This window comes from Candidatus Liberibacter asiaticus (genome assembly GCF_000590865.3).
Taxonomy (GTDB): Bacteria; Pseudomonadota; Alphaproteobacteria; order Rhizobiales; family Rhizobiaceae; genus Liberibacter; species Liberibacter asiaticus.
Genome location: NZ_CP010804.2, coordinates 1,174,475 through 1,197,156, shown reverse-complemented (window position 1 = coordinate 1,197,156; position 22,682 = coordinate 1,174,475). Strand labels below are relative to the sequence as shown.

Genomic DNA, 22,682 nt, shown 5'->3' with positions numbered 1-22,682 from the left:
TCTAATCGAGATAGGGTCTTAATCTATACCATGCGTATTTGTATTCATCTTCTGCTTCTCGTAATTCTTTTTCTGCTTCTTGTAATTCTTTATTTATTTTATTGTATTTTTGGGTATCGTTGAGTTCAAGATTATACCAACGTTTAGCATGTGCCTGTCTAAATTTAGCATGTGCCTGTCTAAATTTACGGGCTTTTTCTTGGCGTATACGATCTAGAGTTTCTGTTGTTTCAGATCGTATCTGCTGGCTATCGTATTTGGGTAGGTTACATCTATCTGGATAAACTATACGGTATATGGCTTTCAATAGATGCGGAACGGATATAAACCATAGGATACCCATATTTGCAATTGCAAGTGCCAAAAACCCCGACAAAATACAAATGAGAATCGCTAACCTACATGTGATCAAACTGCTAAATATAAAAAGTATGGGCATCGCAAAAGGACTATCCTTGATCTTCGCCGCAATCGTGTAGGCTTGAAGTATAAGAAGTATACTATAATATATGATAAAAGTCCGAGTGCAATACGCACGATAAAGCATTGAGCTGATTTCCTTTTTCCATATCCTTTCCACTAAAAGTAATATCGATTTTTCCCAATCAAAAGAACCAGAGGCCTCTAAGATACAGAAGCCCGTCATCATTACAGCTAGCGTAAGAAATGGCACATACATAGGAATATAATCATCATCCTCATCTGCTGAGCTAATGTTGAAGTAATACGCTATGAACGCCGCAGTATACAGCGCCATTTTAAGAGTTATTGGTATTATAACGGAACCATCAGAAAAACTTTCACACTTTCTTTTAACAAAGCAGAAGACAAAAACGGAAGAAGAAGCCATAAGAACCAAATGAAAAAACTCATGGCTTACTCCTGCTATTACCGCAAAAAAGAGCACTATTGTAATAATCCCTGCAATTATTTCTACTCTATCCATGTTATTCCTTTCCCCCACTCTTAGAATATTTGTCCTTTTGTTTCTTCTATACTTTGGCGTTTTCCTTTATATTACAAAAAAAAACTACAGATTGTGAGAGTCAATAGCATTCCACAGCTTTTAATTGATTTGGTTAAGGGGATGGAGGGGGGAAAGATCTGTGGTAAAACCTGCTAGCGGAAATATAGCAAATCTCACACCCCGTTAAAAGGTATGAAAAATACGGAAAAAAGATGAGTATAATCAAGTACTTACAATATAGGCGTTAATTATAATATTCCTAAAGCTCCTCATAATCTTGTTAAAGAAGCGGATTTGTATCCTTTGCATACTAGATTAGATGGTGTTGAAACTATCGTTTCTGATCTTAACAATATGAAAAACAGGATCCAAGAACTAGAGAAGATCGAAAGCAAAAACGCACAATTGCAGAAAAGAATTGATGATCTTGAACAGAGGTTGAAAACATTAGAACTGTAACAAAAAATGGCGAGTTTGGGGTAAATCTGATTGGTCAGCTGCAAGCCCTGGAGAGAAAGATACATATTACTTACAGGAAGAACTATAATGGCTAAAAGACAAGAAGATTATTATATTACAAGAGAGGAGTTTATTGAATTCTGTACTAATTCAAATTCTAAACAGGATTGTCTTATCTCTCAATTTAAACTTTTTGAAAAACACTACAGAGAACAACAAAAAGGTGTCAATGAGATTTTAGACATACTAAAAAGTGTGAAATGGCTTTTTTCAGCTTTGAAGAATATAGCAATCGCCGTTACTTCTCTTACCGCAATCATCTACGGGCTATTAAACATTAAAGGATGGTTTAAACAATGATACAATCTTTTTTAGCAGGAGGACTATTCAGGTTTTTACTGCGTTTTATTCCTTCAAGTTTTGAGAGAATAGTAGATGTGGTGTCAGAATATCTGACGAAGAAACAATCGATCGAATACGATAAATGGAAACTAGAAACCGCCAAAATTGATAGTTCTTTACAACTTGATTTAGCGGATATCAAATACGGTATTGAAGAGTTAAAAGCAGATAAGCCGATAAAACTAGCTCGTATCAAAGCTCAAAACATCAAAAGCGGTGTCAAGTGGGTTGATGGCTTCACTGCTTTAATACGCCCTTTAACAACTCTTTTTTGGATTATTGTTTATCCAATGATGGTATGGTGGAGTGTGAAAGAGGGCATTTTTGATAAAAGCCCCCTTTCGATCTTAAGCCCTTTTGAACAGGAAATTATCGCTTGTATTCTTGGCTTCTGGTATACAGATAAGATAGTCCAGAAGAGACGATAAAGTTGCAAACAAACTAAGTCCTGGGGGCTGATTTATCTTTATGTGTTAAGTCATCTCACTTAGGTCCTTGTTCTCCTGTCTGTCCTTGAGGTCCTTGAGGTCCTTTATCTCCTGTCTGTCCTTGAGGTCCTTGAGGTCCTTTATCTCCTGTCTGTCCTTGAGGTCCTTGAGGTCCTTTATCTCCTGTCTGTCCTTGAGGTCCTTGAGGTCCTTTATCTCCTGTCTGTCCTTGAGGTCCTTGAGGTCCTTTATCTCCTGTCTGTCCTTGAGGTCCTTGAGGTCCTTTAGGTCCTTGAGGTCCTTGTATCTCCTGTCTGTCCTTGAGGTCCTTGAGGTCCTTTATCTCCTGTCTGTCCTTGAGGTCCTTGAGGTCCTTTATCTCCTGTCTGTCCTTTAGGTCCTTGAGGTCCTTTATCTCCTGTCTGTCCTTTAGGTCCTTGAGGTCCTGGTTTTCCGTTGGCATTTCTCACAAGGTTCAAAGCTTCTTCAGCCTTTTCTCTAGTGTTTTCCACCAATGTATGAGTATCTTGTGCAAGCTTCAAAGCTGTTGCAGCCTTTTTGTCAGAAAGATCACAACCTCCTACTATAGCAGTTGATGACAATAAAGATGCTAATAATATTTTCTTGATATCCATTTAACCCTCTCTCAGAATTTATATAAAACAACGCCAGATTTTTTTAAATGATACATAATAGGGAGTCAATCTACTAATTGTAATACCATTGAATGCAACTTTGTTTCGAATAACACCATAAATTGCGGGAGTCAAGATAACACCAAAGCTTTTTTAGTTAAGAAAGTTGAAGGAAATAGGTGTTTACGAGGTGAAGAAGGTGTAGAAGGTTTAAAGCCAGTGAAACCCTTTAGCCATCATAGTTGCTAGTCCTAGAGCAAGGGCTATTAAAGCTCCAAAAGTCAATCTGAAATCTCTCTCCATGCGTGCATCGACTCTTTTAGACTCTTTATCCATTTTATCTATAAGGAATTCAAAACGTGCATCGACTCTTTTAGATTCTTTATCCATTTTATCGATGAGGAAGTCAAAGCGTGCATCCATCTTATCGGATAGCCTATCGACCTTATTTTCGAGTCTATCATAGTTTTTCTCAAGCAGAGTCAAGCGGTACTCGGTAAGAGGTTGAGAAGATGTTTTATGTGTTTTTTCTTTTTCTGCTACGTTTGTCATAGGTGTATTGTAATTAAAAAGTCGAATAGGTGCAAGAAAAAACATCCCTCTTTTCTCTCTGGTATAAATCACAAAGTCATCAAAGGGTTCAGATTCTTCAGGGGGCTCTATATCTATTATGGGATCAAACTCGGGATATCTGAATGGTTTTTAGTTTTCACCCACTCTCTAATTTGACATATCTTCTGACAGGCAATACCTAGATGATCATTGATAATTTTGAAGTCATAAGCTCTATTTCTTCCGAAGATATCGTCTTCTTCAGTTATTACTTTCCAATTTCCCCTTTGACGTCTTCTTTTCTTTAAGACTTGAACTGAGGGAGGGGCTATGAATAAGGATACGATCTGTTGATCAAAAAGCTTTTCGAATTCTTTCAACCCTTCATTGGTCAGAATAGTTAAGATATCAAACCCGTTATCTAAAGGGTTTAGGATGTCGTCTTTAAGCAAACCGTACTGTTCATTTCGACAGAAAGCTGTTTCTATGAACTTGCCTTCTTGTATCCATTGTTGGAATTTTTTATGAGACAAAAAACGATAATCAATACCGTTTCGTTCATCCCATCGTGGTGGTCTCGTTGTAACTCCCACAGGCATGATAAGTTTATCAACCGCTTTGATAACTGATCGAGCTAGTGTGGTTTTCCCAACTCCTGATGCCCCAATCAAAACAAAGATATGAGCCATGTTAATACCCCACGGTGTTCCATGGATGATCCTCATCAAAAAGCTCAGGGAATTGCTCTTGTAATGCGTCGAGTCGCTCTGATACGCGATCATATAACCCATCAGTAAATAGAGGGTCGTCCAACCGATAATACCACTTCTGATGATGGAGAGCGATTTTAACCAGATACTCAACTTCAATCATCGCTTCTCCCTTCGACAGCGATGTGACCTTTTTTGCTTTGTCGAGCCATGATTCTAGGGCGCGCTTATTTGGAAGAAACTTTGCTTCAAGCGTTAAAAGCTTTTTCCATTGGGCAGGAGTAATATTATGCTCGTTTTCAAATTTACTAGATCTAAAAACTCTGTCAAAATTATACATGGATAGTCTCCTTTTTTAAAGCGTTTAACAACAAGTCTTGGATAGTGGATTTAGTTCGCAATCGTTGCAAAACCAACTCATCTATGGTGTTCTGGGCAATTAAATAATAGACAAAAACCGCTCTTTTGAATCCCGCTTGTCGTTGACGCGTGACCCCAATGCGTTCAATCATCTGTTGGTGTTCTTCTAAATCCCACCACAAGGAGAAAAAGACTAAAATGTTCCCGCCATATTGGAGATTTAAGCCATGGCCACAAGACGCTGGATGTGCGAACAACAAAGGAATTTTCCCCTCATTCCACTCTTGAATAGTGCAAGGGTCTTTATCCAACGTTCGGCCTTGGGGAAATGCTTTTTGCAATCGAGCAAGATCACTATTAAAATGATAAGCAACGATAATAGGGGCGGCATTGGCTTTTTCAATGATGACTTCTAACGCTTTGATCTTTTCATCATGGACTTCTTTCCAATGTTTTTCTTCGTCGTAGTACACCGCACCATTGGCTAATTGGAGACACTTGACAGTTTTAGAAGCGGAATTAAACGCTTCAATATTCTCTCCTTGAAGATCGCAATACAACTCTCGTTGAAACTTGTGATATTGCTTCATCACCGGTTGGGGTAATGGGACTTTTTTAGTGATGAGAATAGGTTTATCAATATTTTGATAATCAGCGATATCTAATGATAAACAACAATCAGATAATTGCGCTTCTATCTCTTTTTGGGCGGTTTCTTTAGCCGTATACCGTACCGCTCCAATATGAGATCCGATTTGTGTTGTATTAAACCAGCGAGCCACAAAGCTTTGGAAGACACGTCCTAAACGTTTTCCTTTATCCAAAAACCATATTTGACCCCATAAATCGATTAATCCGTTAGGAGAGGGTGTTCCTGTCAATTCAATGAAACGTTCGGATTCCCATGCAGGTTTGGCTAATGCTCTTGCGGTTTTACTGCCTTGACGCAATCTAAACGATTTGAGTTTAGTGCTTTCATCAACAACAATAGTGGCAAAAGGCCATGTTCCTTTAAGCTCTTGAACCAACCAACCAAGGTTCTCAAAGTTAATGACATAAAGAACCGCGGGAGTCTTCAGGACTTTCGTTCTTTGTTTCACCGTCCCTGTGATCACTGATATATTCATATGGCTAAAATTACTCCAGCGTTGTACCTCACTTGTCCAAACACTTTGGGCGACACGCAAAGGAGCAATAACCAAAACCGACTTCTCTCCCCACAAATGAATGTAAGAAAGAGCCGTTAATACACTCACGGTTTTACCGGATCCCATAGATGCCCAGATGGCACATCGCTTGTGGTCTAAAATCCAATCAACAATCTTGGTTTGGTGAGGAGCTAAATTCAGTAACATTCTAACATCCTCAAAAAACCATCAACTTCCTCCGTAGAACTCAGAACCTGAACTTTTTGATGATAAAGTAAGAGAGTTGCGATGACTCGCTTTTGAGCATTAGACAATCTTCCACGAGACGTTTTCATCTCAACCCAAAAATGAGCACCATTCGGTGTAATGATCAACCGATCAGGACAACCTCGCTGGTTAATGAATTGAGTTTTAAAGACTAAGCAATCAAGCTTTTTAGATCCTTTAACTAAACGCTTTTCTAATTTTGCTTCCGATAGATAATCTGTTCTCATTTGCGATATCTCTTTGATTCATAGCCTTCGGCTTTCAACGGTAAACCCTTCGCCCAAGATGGGTTCGACGTCATTAAATGATAAAGCATCGAAGCATTAAACTCATCAGTATCAGGCGTTTCACACACGATTTCGTCATGGACTGTTAGCACGATGTCATAACCTGCTTTAGTAGCATTCATCATTCCTTCCGCTAAAATATCTCGACTTACCGCTTGCACAATATTTTCTGTCAGTTTGCCTCCATAAGTATATTCTCGGGTCAATTGGCGTGTGGTTGTATTGAGATAAGAACGATTATTCCCCACATCTCGATAAACAAGAGATCGACCAGAAGGAAGCATAAGTATAAGATTATTCTTGTCTTTTTTCATATAAACTAAGGGAACATCACGGCGTTTGCGTGCAATAATCGCTTTGCCATTTTCAATAGTTTGCTCAAACGCTTGGTGCAATTCGTTCCATAATTCGCTAACCCTAGAGTGTTTTTGCCTCCATGCTTTTTTGACTCGTTCACACGCTGTTCCAATGAATAAATCCTCAATGGCATGTTCGGGATGATTCTCTTGCATCCAACGACAGAAATTCTCCGCATCTTCCCACTCTTCTGGGGCAGAATTGGTTTTCACCAAATGGGCAAAAGTGTTGAGATTTAAACCCGTAGTCGACGCCATTTTCTGAAACGCTTTGGCACCCCCTTGATAGCCCAATGCCAATTCCATCACTTTCCCAATGGCTCGTTGGTCTTTGGTTACTTGTGCTGGAGCAACATTAAACGACCGAGCATAAGTTGTTACATAGAGATCTTCCCCCGTTTCAAAAGCTTTTAATTTCCATTGTTCACCCGCCATCCACGCCAGTACTCGCGCTTCAATTCCTGCTAAATCCGCCACCACAAGCTTTTTACCTTCGGAGGCAATAACGCACGAACGAACACAATCACTGATTATCTGCAAAGGATCAGGGTCAGAAGTAATAGAAGTGGGGAGATGAGTAATAATCTGGTCTAGTTCTTCATGACTTCTGGAGGGGCGAGGCAGATTCTGGGGTGGAAACACACAACCTGACCAACGACCCGTGCGACTAGCACCTAAAAACTGTAATGTCCCACGTAAACGTCCATCACTATTCATCGCTTCCACTAACGTATTCAATTTTAATACAGCGGAACGAGAAGCTCTCATCCGGTTGTTAAAAACTTGAATGGCTTGCGGGGTTAGTTTTTTGTTAGAAGATAACACTCGTTGACATGTGGTTTCTGTGAGATCCTCTAAATGAAGTCCTGTTTCAAGAAAAAGCCAGGTTTTTAACTTTTCTAAACAACGGGATGAAGACACAAGTCCATAGGTGAGACTTTCTAATTCCTGATCCAGTTTCGTACGTTCTACATCAACAATTTGGTTGAGAGTGTGAGCAAGAGCAACATCAACACAATACCCCCGATCATTGATGGTTTGATCTAAATACCATAGCTCCTGTTCTTTAGAACTTAAGGGCTCAAGACGTTTGAAGATCTCTCGAGTTACTGTGACATCTCCCTTGCAATACTCCCCAAATAAACGCCATGCTTCCCGATGGTTCGGTTTATTCCTGTCATAGAGACACTCATGCGTTTCTCCTTTACAAAACCGAGCAATGAGTTCTTTCCCTTCCTCCATTTTCTGAGAGGAAAGTTTTAAAGCCTCTCCAACTGCCTTGAGGGCTGAAGGCAAGCCGTTAGAACGAGCTAACACCAATGTACAAATCCAACGGTGGATTGGTATATCAAGATTGAAACAAGCTTTCAAAACTGTTCGTTCGAAATAACTGTTGTGCGCCACTATGGTAACATCGGTATTTTCTAATGCTTCTTTCAAAACCTGTGGCATTACAGGATCATGCACACAATCCCATAACTCCACAGGATGATCATCAAACCCAAAAGCAAACAGAATAACACAAACGTCTTCTGCATATTTGCATATACCGCATTTGGTCAGATCAATAGGGCTTCGGGTCTCAAAATCGATGAATAAGGTCGCCATGATTAAAAAGGCATCTCTTCTAGTTCATCTATAGAAGCCGTTTCTTCTTCATAACTTTCAAAGTCTGAACTCGAGGCTCTCAATTGTCCTCCCCAACGCGTGTCATCCTTAACAAATTGTACTCCTGTTAAAGTGAAGGTGACCCCTTTCGTTCCTTGGAACGTATACGCATAAACACTAATGATCGCATTGACATGGCATCCTGAATAGAAAACCTCTTGGATATTCTCCGTAACCTCTTGAACGTGACGATCAACGAGGCGAGGGCGGACTTTTTTGTTCTTCGGTGTGATATAGTATTGACCCGCATAAACTTCATAAGCTTCAGGTTTTAATGAAGTACTGATCTTCTGGTCTCCATCTTTTAATGGATATCGGCCAGTACGCTTCATTCGCTCAATAAGAGCGGACATATTACTGCCTCCAAACTTCTCCTCACCTGCTTCTCGGATGGCTTGTTCTAATTTGTCACATTGTTCGTTGTCAGTTTTAGAAAAAAGTATGTCTGCACTATATACCTCATCCCCCTTATCGCCATAGGCCCTAGGTTCATGCAACTGAGGGTAAGACAACCGTCCTTTTATTAGTACTTTCGCCATTGTTCTAATCCTTTAAAACGCTAAATTCACTGATGTTTGCTTTGAGGTGATTAACAGGAAGATCACAAGGAACAATCACTTGTTTCCCGTCTTTACGAGTAATGAACTTTTGTAGTTGTTCCCATGTGGTCTCACTCACCTTTTTCCGCTTGACAAGTTGTTCAGTTTCTGTAGGACTCAACAATGTTCGATTGTAAGCCTCATCCCCTAACTCCCTCATCAAGAGTTGTTCTACTTGATTGTCGTTGTTATATGTTCGACTGCCTTTTCTCCCTTCTTTGAGTTCATAATTGGGTAAGTCTTCTCCCGAACTCAGCACGTTCAATGCTTCTTCCTTGACGCCTTTCATCCATGTTTCGATGAGAGGTAAAACATTCATCACTTGAGAAAGCTGACGATTGCTCAAGATCTGCATATGTTCTGAGAAGGTACTGAGGGCTTTAACCGCTAAGGCTCCACAGCGAGGTTTCGCTCGACAAAACCGACACGCGTTCTCATCCACTCCAAAGGATTGGCCATCCTTCCGAATGGTAGCCACCGATGTTGACCACTATGTTTACAACGGTTTTGGTATTCTGTGTGGCATAGGAACACATCCTGTTTATGCTTTTGATGTGGATGTCCTAGATGAACAAGTCGTTGATCGGTTCAATAACGAATTCCAAAGTTGTTGTGGTAAGCCCATAAGTAGAGTAGGGCAAGCCCCTAAGACTCTTATGTTGTTTCGCATGCAAGAAACAAATCTTAAAAAGCAAAAGAGCGAGGAAAAGATTCAAGGACATCTTGAGTTCTTAGCTTATGGACAACAATTTGTTGCTTATAACATCCATCCTAAAACACAACGAGCCTATACGTGGTCCATTGCTCCTCATGCCTTAAAAGTCGAAGAGCTTCCGTTATTAACCCCCGATGAAGTTGAATACTTTTTTGAGTTTTTTGACACTATCACTACCCCTCGAGATAAAGAGAAGAGTTACAGAAAATTATCAAAAATATGGAAAAGCCATAATAATAGACGTTATACCAACATAGAAATAAGAGCTTTTTTATCTTGTTTTGGTGAAGAGTTTTATAATGGCTCGCATGACGAATGGATACCTGTTGTGATGGCTATTCATTATGAAACTCGTGGATCTGCCGAAGGAAAAGAAATTGTTAGGGAATGGTGCAAATTAGGAAGAACCTATGATGAAAAAAGCTTCAATGCGAAATGGGATTCTTTCGATTAAGAGGATATTAAAAGCTATCTTATCACGATGGCGCAAATCGAAGCTAAGTGCGCTTGGGAGCGTTGGGGTGTTTTTCGTTATCTTTTCCCTTCCCTTAGGTGCTTTAGGACTTTATGAGGTACATTACCTTTGGGTGATATTTGTAAGCTCCCTGAGTTTAGCAATAGTCGCATTTGGGGTTGAAGAATGTTTGAGGTTAAATGATATTAAATACGAAGAAGAGCAAGCAATACAGCTTAAAATTAAGGAGGATTCCGCCTCAGAACGTTTAGTTAAAGCTACTGAAGCCTGTGCATGTCTAACACAGTACGATCGATATGAGGTGATATATAATTTTGGTGGTCCTATGTATGGGGTCATCGTCCCCGATTTCATACACGATCTATTAGATATTCCAGAGGAAAAAAGACGTCTTAATACTAGTTATCTGACATATGTAGATCGTGGATTATTGGATGTTCGATCTAGCGAAACCCCCGTTGTGTACGACAACAAGTATCGACCCTCGGCAGAGGCCATGAGAACGATTTGTCCGACTAAGTTAATGAAAATTTTTGAAGATACCATAAGCCTTTATGTTGATCCTCTAACACCTCGTGATATAAGTTTCACTCAATATGAAAAACACGCGTGCGCTCTTGTCAACTGGTTAGAGAAGGGGAAGTTTAACGAAATGAGCATTGCGCGAAAAGCTTTTAATCGAAGATCCCAAAGATAATTCTTGACAATTCTAATTTTATTAGAGCCATTAAAATCATCTTTTTACACAAAATCACACACAAAATTTATCATAAAAAGTAGAAGCACTGATCAATAAAATCAATGTGGCTAAAGCTTAAAATCTCCAAAATCTTTAGCAATATGCCACTTTTATAGTGTTTGGGGTATAAATTATAACAGAATGTAACAGAATGTAACAAAGTGTTTTGTTACAACAAAATTCCTTTAAAAACGACAGAAACACCCCTAGATTTATAATTAGCTCATTGTAACAGTGTAACAGACTTTTAGAGAAACTTTATATGCGCGAAAAAACGCAATATACCCTATATCGTATATACTTTTTTACACGTATATAGAAAAAGTTTAAAAACCTTGTTACTCTGTTACAATGCCCGTTTTATCCATTTAACTATTTGATTTTACGTTGTTTTGTAGGTCTAAAAAACTCTGTTACAACTTTGTTACATTCTGTTACACCGCCATGAACTATATTCTATTATACTACTGCTGATTTTCAGGTGGCTGAAAGGGAGTGTAATAAATTCATCGAAGATATCACAGAACTTAGAGAATAGCTTTTAAGAAAGCCACCAAATCAGATTTTCATAGTCCAATCCAAATTTGGAGCGGGCTTTTTTCACATCTGCCATTTACACCCTTTTAAATCCGTTTATCGCCTATAGAAGCTTATATAGCTCCTCAATACCTTTTAAATCCTCGTAAATGCCTCTATTTTAACAGTTATAGAACATACCCTTCAATCCATAACCTTTTAACAAACTATAAATATGAGGGGGGTTTATGAGTCTTTTAAAACCATAGAGACTCAAACACTCGTATTCAGCCATCGATATTATCATCGTGGGCAAAAGAGGGGGTAGTATGGGGGAAGCACGTGGAAGCATGGTGGAAGCACGGTTTTTAATTCCTAAAAACTCCCTTATAACAATAGTTTAATAAAAATAATAGAGGTGGAAGCATGGAAGCCCGCTTTTTAGAAGTTTTACATATGTAATATTTTTATGCCTAATACGTGTATAAGTTGTACATATACAACTTTAAGGCTTTTTTCTCTCCCGCGTGTGGAAACTTCTAAAAACCGTGCTTCATGTGCTTCTTTTTTATAAATATATGATTTTAGATGTTTTTTTCCCTAAAAAAAACGTGCTTCCACCATGCTTCCTTTTCGATTATTTGTGTTTAACATATTGATTTAATGTAATAAATTGGAATAAAAAACCGTGCTTCCTACGCTTTGGTTGTATTTATAATACCCATTACTCTTTTTAAGTGTAAATTTGCATTTATTAGCGGCGGCAATTGTGTTTCGATGGCTAGAAAGGGCATGAAAAGCTTTGAAAGCTGTTGGAGCTGTTGGGTTTAAAGGTTTTAATAGCTCTCAAAGAATCATAAATGCCTCTATTTTTCAGTTTAGGGGCCATACCTTCATAGTTCATCATCTTTTATTAAATCATCGATAGCATAGGTTTTATGAGTTTTTTAGAGAAATAGAGCTTAAATTATCTATAGTACCTAACGTTGACCTAAGCTATAAACTTTCAAAGCTGTTTGATAGGCTTCCACAGCGTTGACAGGGTTATATTCGCGCGTGTATATAGTTTAAAAACTATATAAATTCAAGTATTTATGTTATAAAGAGGTATGAGTAACTTGGTTAAAAAGGCTAAGAAAGCTGTGAGAGCTAAGAAAGGCTGCATTTATTACAGTCCTGAACTGTTTGCTGGTATTCTTGACCAAGTGGCGAACGGGAAGGCTTTAGGCCATGTTTTAAGAAAAGTGGGTATGCCCAAGTATTCAACTTTTTATAGATGGATTAAGAAGGATTTAAAACTTCAAGAGGCGTATACGGAAGCGCTTCAATGCCGATTAGATTTATTAGCTGAGGAACTGTTGGAGGAGCCAGCACCGACAGCGGAAGAACTGGCGAATCCCGTATTTTATTCGAAGATGAGAGATAGGAAGCAGAGGATGGGGACTTTTCTGCTTGAGAAGCTTAGTAATCAGAAGTATGGCCCTCGAGTTTCTGTTGAATCTAAGCATACGATAGATTTAAGACCTGCGATTGAGAGGCTTCGAGAGCATTACAAGCATCTCAAGCCCATTGACTCTGAGCGGATACCTCATAAATCCACAGAAAAGCCACTAGAAATAGTGGAATCATCTATAGCTGAACAATCTATCATTGAACACAATAATTGAAAAATTGAGGTGTTTTTAGAGCTTTTGAAGCTTTATCAGGTTACAATAGTTTTTAAACGATTAGAAAGACTATCGTAGAGCGAAAGACTTGAAAAATTAGGGGGTTTTTAGAGCTTTTAGAGTTTTGGAGGGGGTGCCCCCCAAAGAGCTTTTTCTGATTTTTCTCTAGGCTACCCTCCGACAATTTTTATAAAATTTTGAAAATTTCAGAGTTATAGAGGAAATTTATAAACGTTGACGTTTCAAACGTTTAAAGGTTGTATTCTTGTAATGGTTGTGTTATAGTAGGTATTTTATTTGGTAGTATTAGCCTACTATCAAATATCTATAGGAGATGGGGCTAAACTTCTCCTGCGGTATTCATATTTATTGATATTGAGTTTCATCTTTGCCCCGTTTGATTTCCACTGATCAAAAGCTTGAACAAGAATTGCATGAGATGCTTATGCATGCTGAATGTGTTTTGAGTTTTAAAAACTTTGTTATGAGGTTTTTCCCTTGGGGGATTAAAGGGAAACCGCTTGAACACTTTTCTCAACCGCACCGATGGCAATTAGAGTTTATGGAGGCGGTGGATGTCCATTGTCATTCTAACGTAAATAATTCTAACCCTACGATTTTTAAATGCGCTATATCCGCGGGGCGAGGTATCGGTAAAACCACCTTAAACGCATGGATGATGCTATGGTTGATATCGACCCGTCCGGGCATGTCGATTATTTGTATTGCGAACTCAGAAACCCAGTTGAAAAACACGTTATGGGCGGAAGTGTCTAAGTGGCTTTCGATGCTTCCCCATCGCCATTGGTTTGAGATGCAGTCGTTATCCCTTCATCCTTCTGGGTGGTATGCGGAATTGTTAGAGCAGAGTATGGGGATAGATTCTAAGCATTATACCATAACCTGTAGAACCTACTCTGAAGAACGTCCTGATACCTTTGTAGGCCCTCACAATACTCATGGGATGGCAGTTTTTAACGATGAAGCGTCGGGAACTCCTGATATCATCAATAAGTCTATTCTTGGGTTTTTCACCGAACTTAATCCTAATCGTTTTTGGATTATGACCTCCAATACTCGTAGGTTAAATGGTTGGTTTTACGATATATTTAATATTCCTCTTGAAGATTGGAAGCGTTATCAAATTGATACACGGACGGTAGAGGGGATTGATTCAGGTTTTCATGAAGGGATCATATCCCGTTATGGACTTGATTCTGACGTGGCTCGTATTGAAATTTTAGGTCAATTTCCTCAACAAGAGGTCAATAACTTTATTCCTCACAATTACATTGAGGAAGCGATGTCTCGAGAGGCGATAGACGACCTATACGCCCCGTTAATTATGGGCTGTGACATAGCGGGAGAAGGGGGAGATAAGACCGTTGTTGTCTTCCGTCGTGGTAATATCATTGAACATATATTTGATTGGTCAGCGAAGCTTATTCAAGAGACTAATCAAGAAGGTTGCCCAGTTGGCTCATCAATATAATCCTGATGCTATTGTGTTGTATGCGAATGGGATAGGAGCGGTTACGGCCAATTATTTAGAGAACTTAAATTATAGCCCTATAGAGAAGATATTGGGTCAACGAAGTAGTGTGGCTGATTGAGTGTTTCTCCTCATTAATCGTTTTAGTTTAGCGGTTGTAATACTCTGTCATAAATACCTTCAGGAAACTAGTATTTGTCATAATACTCTAAGTATTACTCTACATCCGTACTAGCATTATTTATTTTGAAAGTAAATCAATGAGTCTAATTTTAGTCTTACCTTTAAAAGGTATGGGAGGGGCTTAAAAAGGTGCGGGAGTGGTTTAGAAAAGAATTGTCGTATCAATAGGTTAATATGGGTGATTTTCGAGGGTTAGGGATACTTTAAGTAATTGATTTTAGATTATAATACTATTACTAAGGAAATATAGGTATCAAAGGAACGAGTGTACCGATTTATTCTTCATTCAAAAGATTGGAAAATATAAAGAATACTCTTAGGAATTTTGTGTGTCTTCTGATCTCAATACTAGGATTAATTGTCCTTAATCAGATTGGGAACCACCGTCTTGGGATTTTGAAGAGCATGAACCCTTCATTATTGGGTAAATAGTTTTCAGTCTAATAAATGTTAGCATGCGAAAAGAATGAAGAGAGAGAAAAGATAATTCTCTTACTTTCTCTTGGTCATCTTTGGATTAGTTTATTAAAGTACTTTTTTACTGAATTGTTTTTTTTCTGTTCTCCAATAGAACAACCACTGAGTACAAGAACCAGACCGAAGATAATATTGATTCCTATGTTTTTACTAACCATATCGCCTCCTATATTTTACTAATATATTTCACTATTTTTTATAATTGCATAATAATATCACTTAATTATGAATCAATATGGTTATCATTATTTTAAAATTTTCCGGGTGACCATTCATTAACGTGTGGCGTTTTTATAGAGTAAGGTATTGCAATGTCGTAATTCTCATTCGTTCTTTCATCACGTTGTTTTGGTTGAATGCTTCAGAAATGAAGGAGGTTAGAATTTATAGATAGCAAAAAGGGTTACTTTAGAAGAACCAAATCCCAGCCATTACCCTCTAGTGACGTATCCCTGTGGGCAATACTGTTGTGAACCAACGTCAACTGCCAAGCGGTTTATTAATATCGCTGTAGGAAGGGTGAAAAAATCATCGTAGAATCAATAATGATGTGATTTTTTAGTAGTTTTTTAGGGATATTAAGGGATTAAGCAGTTGATATTACAGTATAATCATTCATTAATTAACGGGATTAAAGTTATGCATCACATCAACGATACGTTTCACACAAGTTTTGTTTAGTATTACTTTTCTTACCTGTCTATCTTGATGTATTTGATATCCAACCAAACGCCTCTCTGGTCATTAAGATAGACAGTGTTAAAACATTCTCTCTAACCTAAAGTAATAGATTATAGTTTTTTGCATTCCTTTCCTTTAGTTTCATGATTCATGGAATCATGAATGAAGCGATAAATCATTTATTTATTAATATATTCTATCCGATCCTATGGTATACTTTTCCTCTTATGATATTGATTTCCATCCAAATATCGATCATGATTTCGATAAGAGGGAGAATAATCCGTGAGAATCCTATCGTAAAGAAAACAGCATACTTTGTGGAAAGAAAGTGGATTGTGTTTCAAAGACGTGCGGAAAACTGTTATGCTCGGTTTATTGGAATAGGAGAATGAGCCTTTTTAAAGATCAAATTCAATAACATAACAGTCGTGGATTATACCAGTTCGCTGCCCTATTCGGCGGGAGATTGCGCTTCTGTTGCGTTTTTCTCTACCCAACAAAGAATTTCTGATATTTTTTGTTAATTCATTTGTTGATGCGATCACAGATGTCTTCTGTATTTAAACTGACCGCTACAATCTCTATACTTCATGCAGACATTGTGAATTTTTAATTTCCATTGGCATCCAACCATTTATCTCCGCTTTGAACTTACGTATGCTAGTCTCATTTCTCAACGTTTTTAGCGGGTAGCATTTTCTCTAGTACGTGCTTGCGTTCGCTAATGCTCTTTTCTCTCTTTCGGAAAACCTGTTCATATGATCTACGACGTTTTTAGAAATTTTAACGCTTAACTCTATTTTCTCTTTCAAAGAAAGATTGTCCTAACAAGGTGGATTACTGACCATAATAGTTCCTGAGTAATAAACTGACACGAATAAATTATTTTTCAGCACATGGGTATACTTTATTCATCTGACTTATTATGTGCTACTTAAGGAATAGGCATATAATCCACTTGAAGATGAGGGGGGTGGAAACTATTGTAATCGTTTAAGCTATTTATCTGCTCTTGATCATTCTATTGGCATACTCATGATGACAAATTTCTTACTTTCCTTCATTTATGGTTGCGGTTATTATTAATTTCATTTATAAGTTGTGGTGTCTGTTTTCTTTATTCACTCCATTGTAAGGGGGGTATTATGTTAATCTGGAATACATCGAAATTATCTATCTTTTGTAGGCATTGCAGTCAAAAGAATCCAAATTATGGTATGTGCCATGCAGGAGTGAGTAAAGAAGAAAAGGCTGGAAATATGCACCCAACTTATGCAGTAGGGATTTGTGAAAACTGTGGTGATCTTTCTTTGATGGCTTTCCAAAAGTGGTTGCCTACGAAGGATATAAATAAGGCAATAGGAGAATCTCAAACTAAAGAGGAATATTTTCCCTCTTATGAGGAGTTCTATTTATCCAAAGCCAGCTAGTCTTATTGAATCTACTACGGATGGCCTGGAAAAGTTATTGATAGTGTGCGTGCAGCGGAATAACTTTAGAAGGAAGAAGATCCTCATTTTGCCAGAGCTATTCTTGGATCATGTCGCACTGCGCTAGAAATCGCCATCAGAAGTATGAAGGATGATCAAGGACAGCGCATAAATTTTGAAAAGTGTGGAATGCTTAGTGATAGAACAAGATATTTGAAACAACATAATTTGATTATTGAAGAAATCTTTGAATGGTCTAATTTCGTCCGTATTGAAGGAAATAAAGCTGTTCATGAGGGTCAGTCTTCTATTGAAGAATCCGACGAATGTCTTGAATTCGTCAATCTTTTTTGTGATATCGTCTTCACTTTGCCCGCTTTGATTAAAGAAAAAAAATCAACTCATCCAAATCAGTCTAGAGACGGATAAATGCGAGAATAACCCTAAGGTAATAAGATTATCATTCCTCATGGGTATTTTCCTTTCCTCCTCTATAATGAGGTGATATTGACAATGTTGATGATATGGAAGAGCTATCATCAGTTGATGAGGTATTGGTTAGGTATGGGTATCGCTCTTAGCTGGTTGGATCTTTGGTTCTAGTAGGCTCTTGATGGCGTTAGTGAAGGCTATTTATCTCTTTTAGCTAGATCTTACAGTTTTTTGTGTATTTTCAATAGTGTATTGGAGAAATATCTCTGTGGTTTGGGGGGGACAACAACCCGATTCTTATTTTCTTTGTGCTAAAAAAGAATAGGATTACGGGAATGGTTGTTGTTTCCTTGCGATAACTTGGTTATTGTCATCCCCTTCCAAACGGCACGTGTGAGGTTAAAGAAACTAAATTTCTATTGACCTTCTAAACTCGATTTTCTGGTAGAGGATTCTTTAGGCTTTTTTTCAATATTTCTTAGGGTACGAGATCCAACTACCTCTTTTTCTCGAGGAAAATTACCTATTATGCTTTTCAATTTTAATTTCGGTTCATAAGATCAAAGCCCAAAATAATACGATCTAACCAATAGTGGGGCTTTGAATCTACGCTTATAAGTTTTTAATCTGGCAAGTGAATGAGCACATCATTATACTTTTCTTTGTATCGCTTCGCTAGTTCTTGGCGTTGTTCCGGATAAAGGAACATTATAGAATTATCGATTTGATCGACAGTGAGTTTCTGAGATGCGTTAGCGAGAGATTTAGCTTGCTTCTGCACTTTTACGATCCTCTTCAAGGGACATCCGAAGTTCTTCAAAATAAGCCTGATCACTACAGCCACTAGCGGATAAGATACCAGAAACGAAGGCTGATGCAATTAGTAGTTTTCCAGTTTATATGATTTCTCTCAACCATTTGCGTTCTTAGGGGAAAAAATGCCTCCAAGTCTTCTCAATACTAATCATTTTACGATAGTTCAAAGTTAAAATAAACTAATCATCTGCAAATATAACTCTTCCTCTGGGCTTTAGTTTTCTCGTGGAATACTTTGCCATTCTATCCTGTAAATCTCGCCGTTCTTCTGGTATGAGTGATGCTATGGCATTGTTGATTTGATCAACGGTGACTTTTTGAGGTTCTTCAATCTCTGTCAATTGCTCGTTATTTACGAGATCACAGCTATTTGTGGATTGATGGATAGAATGCAAGTAGCCAATCCTGATACGATTACAATGCTCCTTTTATTCATTTAATTTTTTCCCCACATTGCATGTTCAAGATGAAATAATTTTGCCCATAAAGTTTTTCAAGCTCAACCAATGAATCTTTTCACCGATTCCTGGGAATTACAGTACAGGTCTTTACGCATTCACATCTCTCTCACGCTTTCAGGAGGAGAGTATTTGAAAACAGCTAATGACCACTGGCATTCCATTTAGGAAAATAGCCATCACATCCTACAACCAAATGCGTAAGAAAATAAAATTAAATTCAATCTCTGATAGAATCTAAGGAGAAGTCAAGGAGAATGGGAGGAGGCGTTATTCGAAATTTTCCACAACTTATTCGGATATAACCGAACTTTTTCAATAGGTTCTTCGCAGTCTTTTTGAATTAGCCATGGTACGGTGTCTATCATTCAATAATGGTTATTTTTTGTTTTCCATTATTCATAGCACATCATAAAAAACAAAAAGAATGTTTTTTTTGAACAAAAGTTAAGGAAAATGAACGCTTCGTTAACCTTGATAGATTTACATGCTGGGTTGGTTATGGAGATGATTCAGTTCGGCATATTGTAGATCGACTTATGATAAATAAACAAGAAATAGGAAGTCCGCATGTGGCTGTGCTCATGGGTGGCATCTCTTCGGAAAGAGAGGTGAGCCTTTCTTCAGGCAAGGCTTGTGCTTCTGCTCTAGAAGATGCTGGTTTTAAAGTGAGCCAGATTGATGTAGACCGTTCTGTAGGATTAGTTCTTGCGCATTTAAAGCCAGATTTGGCTTTCAATGTCTTGCATGGAAATTTCGGAGAGGATGGACTGGTACAAGCGATACTAGAATTGTTGGAAATTCCTTATACCCATTCTGGAATCTTAGCCTCTGCTTTGTCTATGGATAAGATGCGTTCCAAACAAGTTGTCAGCAGCTGTGGTGTGCCAGTGTGTCCTTCGATTCTCGTTAATCGCTTTACAATGGATTCTCAGCATCTTATATCGCCACCTTATGTCATCAAGCCTTTGAAAGGAGGATCTTCTTTAGGTATTATAGTAATAAAAAAAGATCAATCTATTCCTCTAGATTTATTGCAATCTTCGTCATGGAATCATGGAGATCAACTCTTGATTGAGCAATATGTTGATGGTATTGAATTGACCTGTGGTGTTATGGGAGATGCTTCTCTGGATGTTACTGAAATTGCTGTACCAAAATCAGATTTTTATAGCTATGAATTAAAATATTCATCTTTAAATTCTACGCATGTTTTGCCAGCAAAAATTCCGTTGGATATCTATAAAGAAGTACAAAGATTAGCTTTTTTAGCACATCAGGCTATTGGTTGTCGTGGAATTAGTAGATCGGATTTTCTCTTTGATCCTCTCTCAAGAAAAGTTTTCTGGTTAGAAATCAACGTTCAACCTGGTATGACGCCTGTTTCTATATTTCCAGAAATGGCTGCATATGCTGGATATTCTTTTCGAGAACTTCTGTTATGGATGGTGGAGGATGCTTCATGTTTGCGTTGAATCACAGAGGTTTAAGCATTGATCGGAGATTGTGCCTTGTTATTGGGATGTCATTATCTTTGTGTTGTGTATTGGGTTTGGAAGAGATGAGAAATTTTCTGAACTTTTGTGTCTTTTTAGAAAAGGTATTGCCATCGTATTGTGGTGTAATTTTGGCTATTTTTTTCTTTGCAATCGTTGGTATATATGGGGCATCCATTGGAGGACATACACGGAAAGTCATTGATATTGTAGATTCTTTTATTGGTTTTTCAATAGAAAAGGTCAGAATCATTGGTAACGTTGAAACGCCAGAAGCAGATATTATTCATTGTTTAGATCTCAATACATCGACTTCACTGATTTTTTTTGATGCTATAAAAATTCAAAAGCAGTTGCTAGCTTTGCCATGGATTGCGCATGCTGAAATTCGTAGACTGTATCCGGATACGATGGAAATTCGTCTTACGGAGCGTCATCCTTATGCGATATGGCAAAATAATTCCGCCCTATATCTCATTGATAACAATGGTTATGTGATCACTGCATTTAATCATGTAAGATTCGCTTATCTTCCTATATTGATTGGGGAAAATATCTACAAAGCAGTAAGGTCTTTTGAAGTATTATCAAATATCGCAGGAATAACTAAGTTTGTTAAAGCCTATAATTGGATTGCTGAAAGGCGCTGGGATTTGCACCTCCACAATGGCATCATTATTAAACTTCCAGAAGAAAAATTTGATGTAGCTATCGCTAAGATTTTGGAATTACAAAATAAATATCAAATTTTAGATAGAGATATTTCCGTCATTGATATGAGATTACCAGATCGCCTTTCTGTTCGTTTAACGACAGGTTCTTTCATCGATAGGCGAGATATTGTTGATAAGCGTGATCAAGAATTGAAAAGGATGAGGTAATGAGTATTTTTACAATGCCTTTTAGTTCACAGTATACAGGTTGCTTGTTATCTAATCGTACCTATATCGTATCAGCATTAGATATTGGTTCGACAAAAACTGTATGTATGATAGGAAAGCTCGTCCCTCAAAATACAACAAGTCTTTTGTCTGGAAGAACACATCGAATTGAAGTTATTGGTATTGGATGTCAGCAATCGCATGGTGTCAAAATGGGTACTATCGTTGATATTGATGCCGTTGAGAGAGTCGTGCGTCAAGTTGTTGATGCCGCGGAACGGATGGCAGGTTTCACTGTTGACAATCTTCTAGTCAATATTTCTGCTGGATGTTTGAAGTCGCAGCAACATTTCGTTGAGATGAAGATAGGATGGAGAGAAGTCAATGATTCTGATATTCAGATATTGCTGAAATCCTCATTTCGTCGCTATTTGCGCGATCAAAAGCGCACGTTATTACATTCTATAATTACTGATTATGCGTTAGATGGAAAATCTGGAATAAAGTCTCCTATATCGATGTTTGCTGACAAAATCGGCATTGAGTCGCATCTGCTTACAGTAGAAAAATCTTCTATGAAAAATCTAGAGAGAGCAATTAATCGGGCGCATCTCTCCGTAGAAAGAATGGTTGCATCGCCTTATGCTAGTGGTTTAGCCACTCTTGTCGATGATGAATTTGAGTTGGGTTCTGTTGTTATTGATATGGGAGGAGGAACAACAAAGATCGCAATTTTTGATAAAGGAAAATTAGTCTATATGGATGTGATTGCTATTGGAGGATCTCATGTGACGAATGATCTAGCGCGCGGTTTATCTATTTCCCTTGACAATGCTGAGCGTCTTAAGGTGATGCATCCTAGTATTATTCCTAGTTTGGCTGATGAGCATGATATTTTATCTATTCCCACTATCGGTAATGCTGATCACAATGATTTAGTTCAGGTTTCTAGGGCAATGATTTCGAGAATTATTCAGGCACGTATTGAAGAAACATTCGAATTAATAGGAGAGCGTATTAAGAAATCAGGATTTAGTTCTCTAGCGAGTAAGCGTATAGTATTAACAGGAGGAGCAAGCCAGGTCATTGGTTTACAAGAGATGTTGAGAGAAACGATCTGTTCTAACGTGCGTATGGGAAGGCCTATAGGAGCTGTAGGATTGCCGTTTTCAGCAAGAAGCCCTGCTTTTTCAACCGTTATAGGGTTAATGATCTATCCGCAATTGATTGCAAAAGAAGTTGATTGTGGAGAAGAATATTCTTCTTTTTGGAGTAAGAGACAGTTTTCTCCATTCATAAACTGGTTTCGGAAAAGTTCATGATTTGGGTATTGTATTAAATCTATGAAAGAGATAAAAATATTACTTGACTCTTTCTAGAAAG

24 protein-coding genes are annotated in these 22,682 nt (G+C 38.0%); 12 read left to right on the top strand and 12 right to left on the bottom strand.

The annotated features are described in order from the left end of the window. Position 1: 1 nt before the first annotated feature. Positions 2-946, bottom strand: a complete 945-nt coding sequence (locus tag CD16_RS05440; protein ID WP_016062880.1) for a hypothetical protein — start codon at positions 944-946, stop codon at positions 2-4. 315 nt (positions 947-1,261) lie between these two features. On the opposite strand from CD16_RS05440, the gene CD16_RS05745 reads away from it, so the two are divergent. The 3 genes from CD16_RS05745 to CD16_RS05430 all read left to right on the top strand — a co-directional run bounded on the left by CD16_RS05745 (position 1,262) and on the right by CD16_RS05430 (position 2,256). After that, positions 1,262-1,426 carry a hypothetical protein gene (locus tag CD16_RS05745; protein ID WP_015453030.1) on the top strand — a complete coding sequence of 55 codons (165 nt, stop codon included), beginning with the start codon at positions 1,262-1,264 and terminating at the stop codon, positions 1,424-1,426. An 87-nt stretch (positions 1,427-1,513) separates the two neighbouring features. Then, positions 1,514-1,786, top strand: coding sequence for a hypothetical protein (locus CD16_RS05435; RefSeq protein ID WP_031935143.1), 273 nt, complete (start codon positions 1,514-1,516; stop codon positions 1,784-1,786). Then, entirely contained in the window at positions 1,783-2,256 is a 474-nt protein-coding gene (locus CD16_RS05430; protein ID WP_015453028.1) for a hypothetical protein, read from the top strand. Before CD16_RS05435 ends, CD16_RS05430 begins: the two co-directional genes overlap by 4 nt. A gap of 284 nt (positions 2,257-2,540) precedes the next feature. On the opposite strand, the gene CD16_RS05915 is transcribed toward CD16_RS05430, so the two are convergent. From CD16_RS05915 to CD16_RS05385, 9 genes are all read right to left on the bottom strand, one after another. Then, positions 2,541-2,891: a collagen-like triple helix repeat-containing protein gene (locus tag CD16_RS05915; RefSeq protein ID WP_280177171.1), complete on the bottom strand. Its 351-nt coding sequence runs from the start codon at positions 2,889-2,891 to the stop codon at positions 2,541-2,543. 210 nt (positions 2,892-3,101) lie between these two features. Then, a complete protein-coding gene (locus tag CD16_RS05420; RefSeq protein ID WP_015453026.1) occupies positions 3,102-3,488 on the bottom strand; it encodes a two-component system sensor histidine kinase AtoS in 387 nt (128 codons plus the stop codon). Between the two features lie 71 nt (positions 3,489-3,559). Continuing rightward, positions 3,560-4,132, bottom strand: coding sequence for a guanylate kinase (locus tag CD16_RS05415; RefSeq protein WP_015453025.1), 573 nt, complete (start codon positions 4,130-4,132; stop codon positions 3,560-3,562). A 1-nt stretch (position 4,133) separates the two neighbouring features. After that, on the bottom strand, positions 4,134-4,493 hold the full coding sequence (locus tag CD16_RS05410) for a DNA ligase LigA-related protein (protein ID WP_012778351.1): 360 nt from the start codon (positions 4,491-4,493) through the stop codon (positions 4,134-4,136). Beyond that, entirely contained in the window at positions 4,486-5,868 is a 1,383-nt protein-coding gene (locus CD16_RS05405) for a DEAD/DEAH box helicase (protein WP_040055333.1), read from the bottom strand. Before CD16_RS05405 ends, CD16_RS05410 begins: the two co-directional genes overlap by 8 nt. Next, positions 5,859-6,155: a PDDEXK family nuclease gene (locus CD16_RS05400; protein WP_015824994.1), complete on the bottom strand. Its 297-nt coding sequence runs from the start codon at positions 6,153-6,155 to the stop codon at positions 5,859-5,861. The genes CD16_RS05405 and CD16_RS05400 overlap by 10 nt, the downstream gene beginning before the upstream one ends. Further along, positions 6,152-8,179: a DNA polymerase gene (locus CD16_RS05395; protein ID WP_015824993.1), complete on the bottom strand. Its 2,028-nt coding sequence runs from the start codon at positions 8,177-8,179 to the stop codon at positions 6,152-6,154. Before CD16_RS05395 ends, CD16_RS05400 begins: the two co-directional genes overlap by 4 nt. A 2-nt stretch (positions 8,180-8,181) precedes the next feature. Next, complete coding sequence (locus CD16_RS05390) at positions 8,182-8,778, bottom strand: ssDNA-binding protein (RefSeq protein ID WP_015453020.1); 597 nt, start codon at positions 8,776-8,778, stop codon at positions 8,182-8,184. A gap of 4 nt (positions 8,779-8,782) precedes the next feature. Next, complete coding sequence (locus CD16_RS05385; RefSeq protein ID WP_236301265.1) at positions 8,783-9,316, bottom strand: DUF2800 domain-containing protein; 534 nt, start codon at positions 9,314-9,316, stop codon at positions 8,783-8,785. Between CD16_RS05385 and CD16_RS05380 the strand changes: the two genes are divergently transcribed. From CD16_RS05380 to CD16_RS05350, 6 genes are all read left to right on the top strand, one after another. After that, positions 9,306-10,007, top strand: a complete 702-nt coding sequence (locus tag CD16_RS05380) for a PriCT-2 domain-containing protein (protein WP_015453018.1) — start codon at positions 9,306-9,308, stop codon at positions 10,005-10,007. The genes CD16_RS05385 and CD16_RS05380 overlap by 11 nt on opposite strands. Beyond that, the gene (locus CD16_RS05375) at positions 9,964-10,725 is read left to right on the top strand and encodes a hypothetical protein (protein ID WP_236301264.1); all 762 of its coding nucleotides are present in this window, start codon (positions 9,964-9,966) and stop codon (positions 10,723-10,725) included. The genes CD16_RS05380 and CD16_RS05375 overlap by 44 nt, the downstream gene beginning before the upstream one ends. A 1,667-nt stretch (positions 10,726-12,392) precedes the next feature. Next, positions 12,393-12,950, top strand: coding sequence for a terminase small subunit-like protein (locus CD16_RS05370; protein ID WP_015453016.1), 558 nt, complete (start codon positions 12,393-12,395; stop codon positions 12,948-12,950). A 388-nt stretch (positions 12,951-13,338) separates the two neighbouring features. Further along, positions 13,339-14,442: a terminase large subunit domain-containing protein gene (locus CD16_RS05365; RefSeq protein WP_015453015.1), complete on the top strand. Its 1,104-nt coding sequence runs from the start codon at positions 13,339-13,341 to the stop codon at positions 14,440-14,442. A 2,489-nt stretch (positions 14,443-16,931) separates the two neighbouring features. Beyond that, entirely contained in the window at positions 16,932-17,216 is a 285-nt protein-coding gene (locus tag CD16_RS05355; protein WP_015453011.1) for a hypothetical protein, read from the top strand. Between the two features lie 144 nt (positions 17,217-17,360). Beyond that, the gene (locus CD16_RS05350) at positions 17,361-17,645 is read left to right on the top strand and encodes a DUF4145 domain-containing protein (RefSeq protein WP_015453010.1); all 285 of its coding nucleotides are present in this window, start codon (positions 17,361-17,363) and stop codon (positions 17,643-17,645) included. A gap of 625 nt (positions 17,646-18,270) precedes the next feature. On the opposite strand, the gene CD16_RS05865 is transcribed toward CD16_RS05350, so the two are convergent. Both CD16_RS05865 and CD16_RS05340 read right to left on the bottom strand, forming a co-directional pair. Next, complete coding sequence (locus CD16_RS05865) at positions 18,271-18,429, bottom strand: hypothetical protein (RefSeq protein ID WP_236301263.1); 159 nt, start codon at positions 18,427-18,429, stop codon at positions 18,271-18,273. 214 nt (positions 18,430-18,643) lie between these two features. Beyond that, entirely contained in the window at positions 18,644-18,859 is a 216-nt protein-coding gene (locus tag CD16_RS05340; RefSeq protein WP_015453008.1) for a hypothetical protein, read from the bottom strand. A 620-nt stretch (positions 18,860-19,479) separates the two neighbouring features. Between CD16_RS05340 and CD16_RS05335 the strand changes: the two genes are divergently transcribed. Genes CD16_RS05335 through ftsA form a run of 3 tightly spaced genes read left to right on the top strand, consistent with a single transcriptional unit; the run spans position 19,480 to position 22,621 of the window. Further along, positions 19,480-20,397 carry a D-alanine--D-alanine ligase gene (locus tag CD16_RS05335; protein WP_089078529.1) on the top strand — a complete coding sequence of 306 codons (918 nt, stop codon included), beginning with the start codon at positions 19,480-19,482 and terminating at the stop codon, positions 20,395-20,397. After that, a complete protein-coding gene (locus CD16_RS05330) occupies positions 20,385-21,299 on the top strand; it encodes a cell division protein FtsQ/DivIB (protein ID WP_015453006.1) in 915 nt (304 codons plus the stop codon). The genes CD16_RS05335 and CD16_RS05330 overlap by 13 nt, the downstream gene beginning before the upstream one ends. Further along, entirely contained in the window at positions 21,299-22,621 is a 1,323-nt protein-coding gene (ftsA, locus tag CD16_RS05325; protein WP_015453005.1) for a cell division protein FtsA, read from the top strand. The genes CD16_RS05330 and ftsA overlap by 1 nt, the downstream gene beginning before the upstream one ends. The last annotated feature ends 61 nt before the right edge of the window (positions 22,622-22,682 follow it).

Coding starts and splice junctions, on each gene's coding strand:
- CD16_RS05400 (WP_015824994.1), bottom strand. CDS start 6,155: ATGAGAACAGATTATCTATCGGAAGCAAAATTAGAAAAGCGTTTAGTT.
- CD16_RS05390 (WP_015453020.1), bottom strand. CDS start 8,778: ATGGCGAAAGTACTAATAAAAGGACGGTTGTCTTACCCTCAGTTGCAT.
- CD16_RS05380 (WP_015453018.1), top strand. CDS start 9,306: ATGGTAGCCACCGATGTTGACCACTATGTTTACAACGGTTTTGGTATT.
- CD16_RS05355 (WP_015453011.1), top strand. CDS start 16,932: ATGTTAATCTGGAATACATCGAAATTATCTATCTTTTGTAGGCATTGC.
- CD16_RS05405 (WP_040055333.1), bottom strand. CDS start 5,868: ATGTTACTGAATTTAGCTCCTCACCAAACCAAGATTGTTGATTGGATT.
- CD16_RS05350 (WP_015453010.1), top strand. CDS start 17,361: ATGAAGGATGATCAAGGACAGCGCATAAATTTTGAAAAGTGTGGAATG.
- CD16_RS05415 (WP_015453025.1), bottom strand. CDS start 4,132: ATGGCTCATATCTTTGTTTTGATTGGGGCATCAGGAGTTGGGAAAACC.
- CD16_RS05915 (WP_280177171.1), bottom strand. CDS start 2,891: ATGGATATCAAGAAAATATTATTAGCATCTTTATTGTCATCAACTGCT.
- CD16_RS05430 (WP_015453028.1), top strand. CDS start 1,783: ATGATACAATCTTTTTTAGCAGGAGGACTATTCAGGTTTTTACTGCGT.
- CD16_RS05395 (WP_015824993.1), bottom strand. CDS start 8,179: ATGGCGACCTTATTCATCGATTTTGAGACCCGAAGCCCTATTGATCTG.
- ftsA (WP_015453005.1), top strand. CDS start 21,299: ATGAGTATTTTTACAATGCCTTTTAGTTCACAGTATACAGGTTGCTTG.
- CD16_RS05330 (WP_015453006.1), top strand. CDS start 20,385: ATGTTTGCGTTGAATCACAGAGGTTTAAGCATTGATCGGAGATTGTGC.
- CD16_RS05440 (WP_016062880.1), bottom strand. CDS start 946: ATGGATAGAGTAGAAATAATTGCAGGGATTATTACAATAGTGCTCTTT.
- CD16_RS05410 (WP_012778351.1), bottom strand. CDS start 4,493: ATGTATAATTTTGACAGAGTTTTTAGATCTAGTAAATTTGAAAACGAG.
- CD16_RS05375 (WP_236301264.1), top strand. CDS start 9,964: ATGATGAAAAAAGCTTCAATGCGAAATGGGATTCTTTCGATTAAGAGG.
- CD16_RS05370 (WP_015453016.1), top strand. CDS start 12,393: ATGAGTAACTTGGTTAAAAAGGCTAAGAAAGCTGTGAGAGCTAAGAAA.
- CD16_RS05420 (WP_015453026.1), bottom strand. CDS start 3,488: ATGTTTTTTCTTGCACCTATTCGACTTTTTAATTACAATACACCTATG.
- CD16_RS05435 (WP_031935143.1), top strand. CDS start 1,514: ATGGCTAAAAGACAAGAAGATTATTATATTACAAGAGAGGAGTTTATT.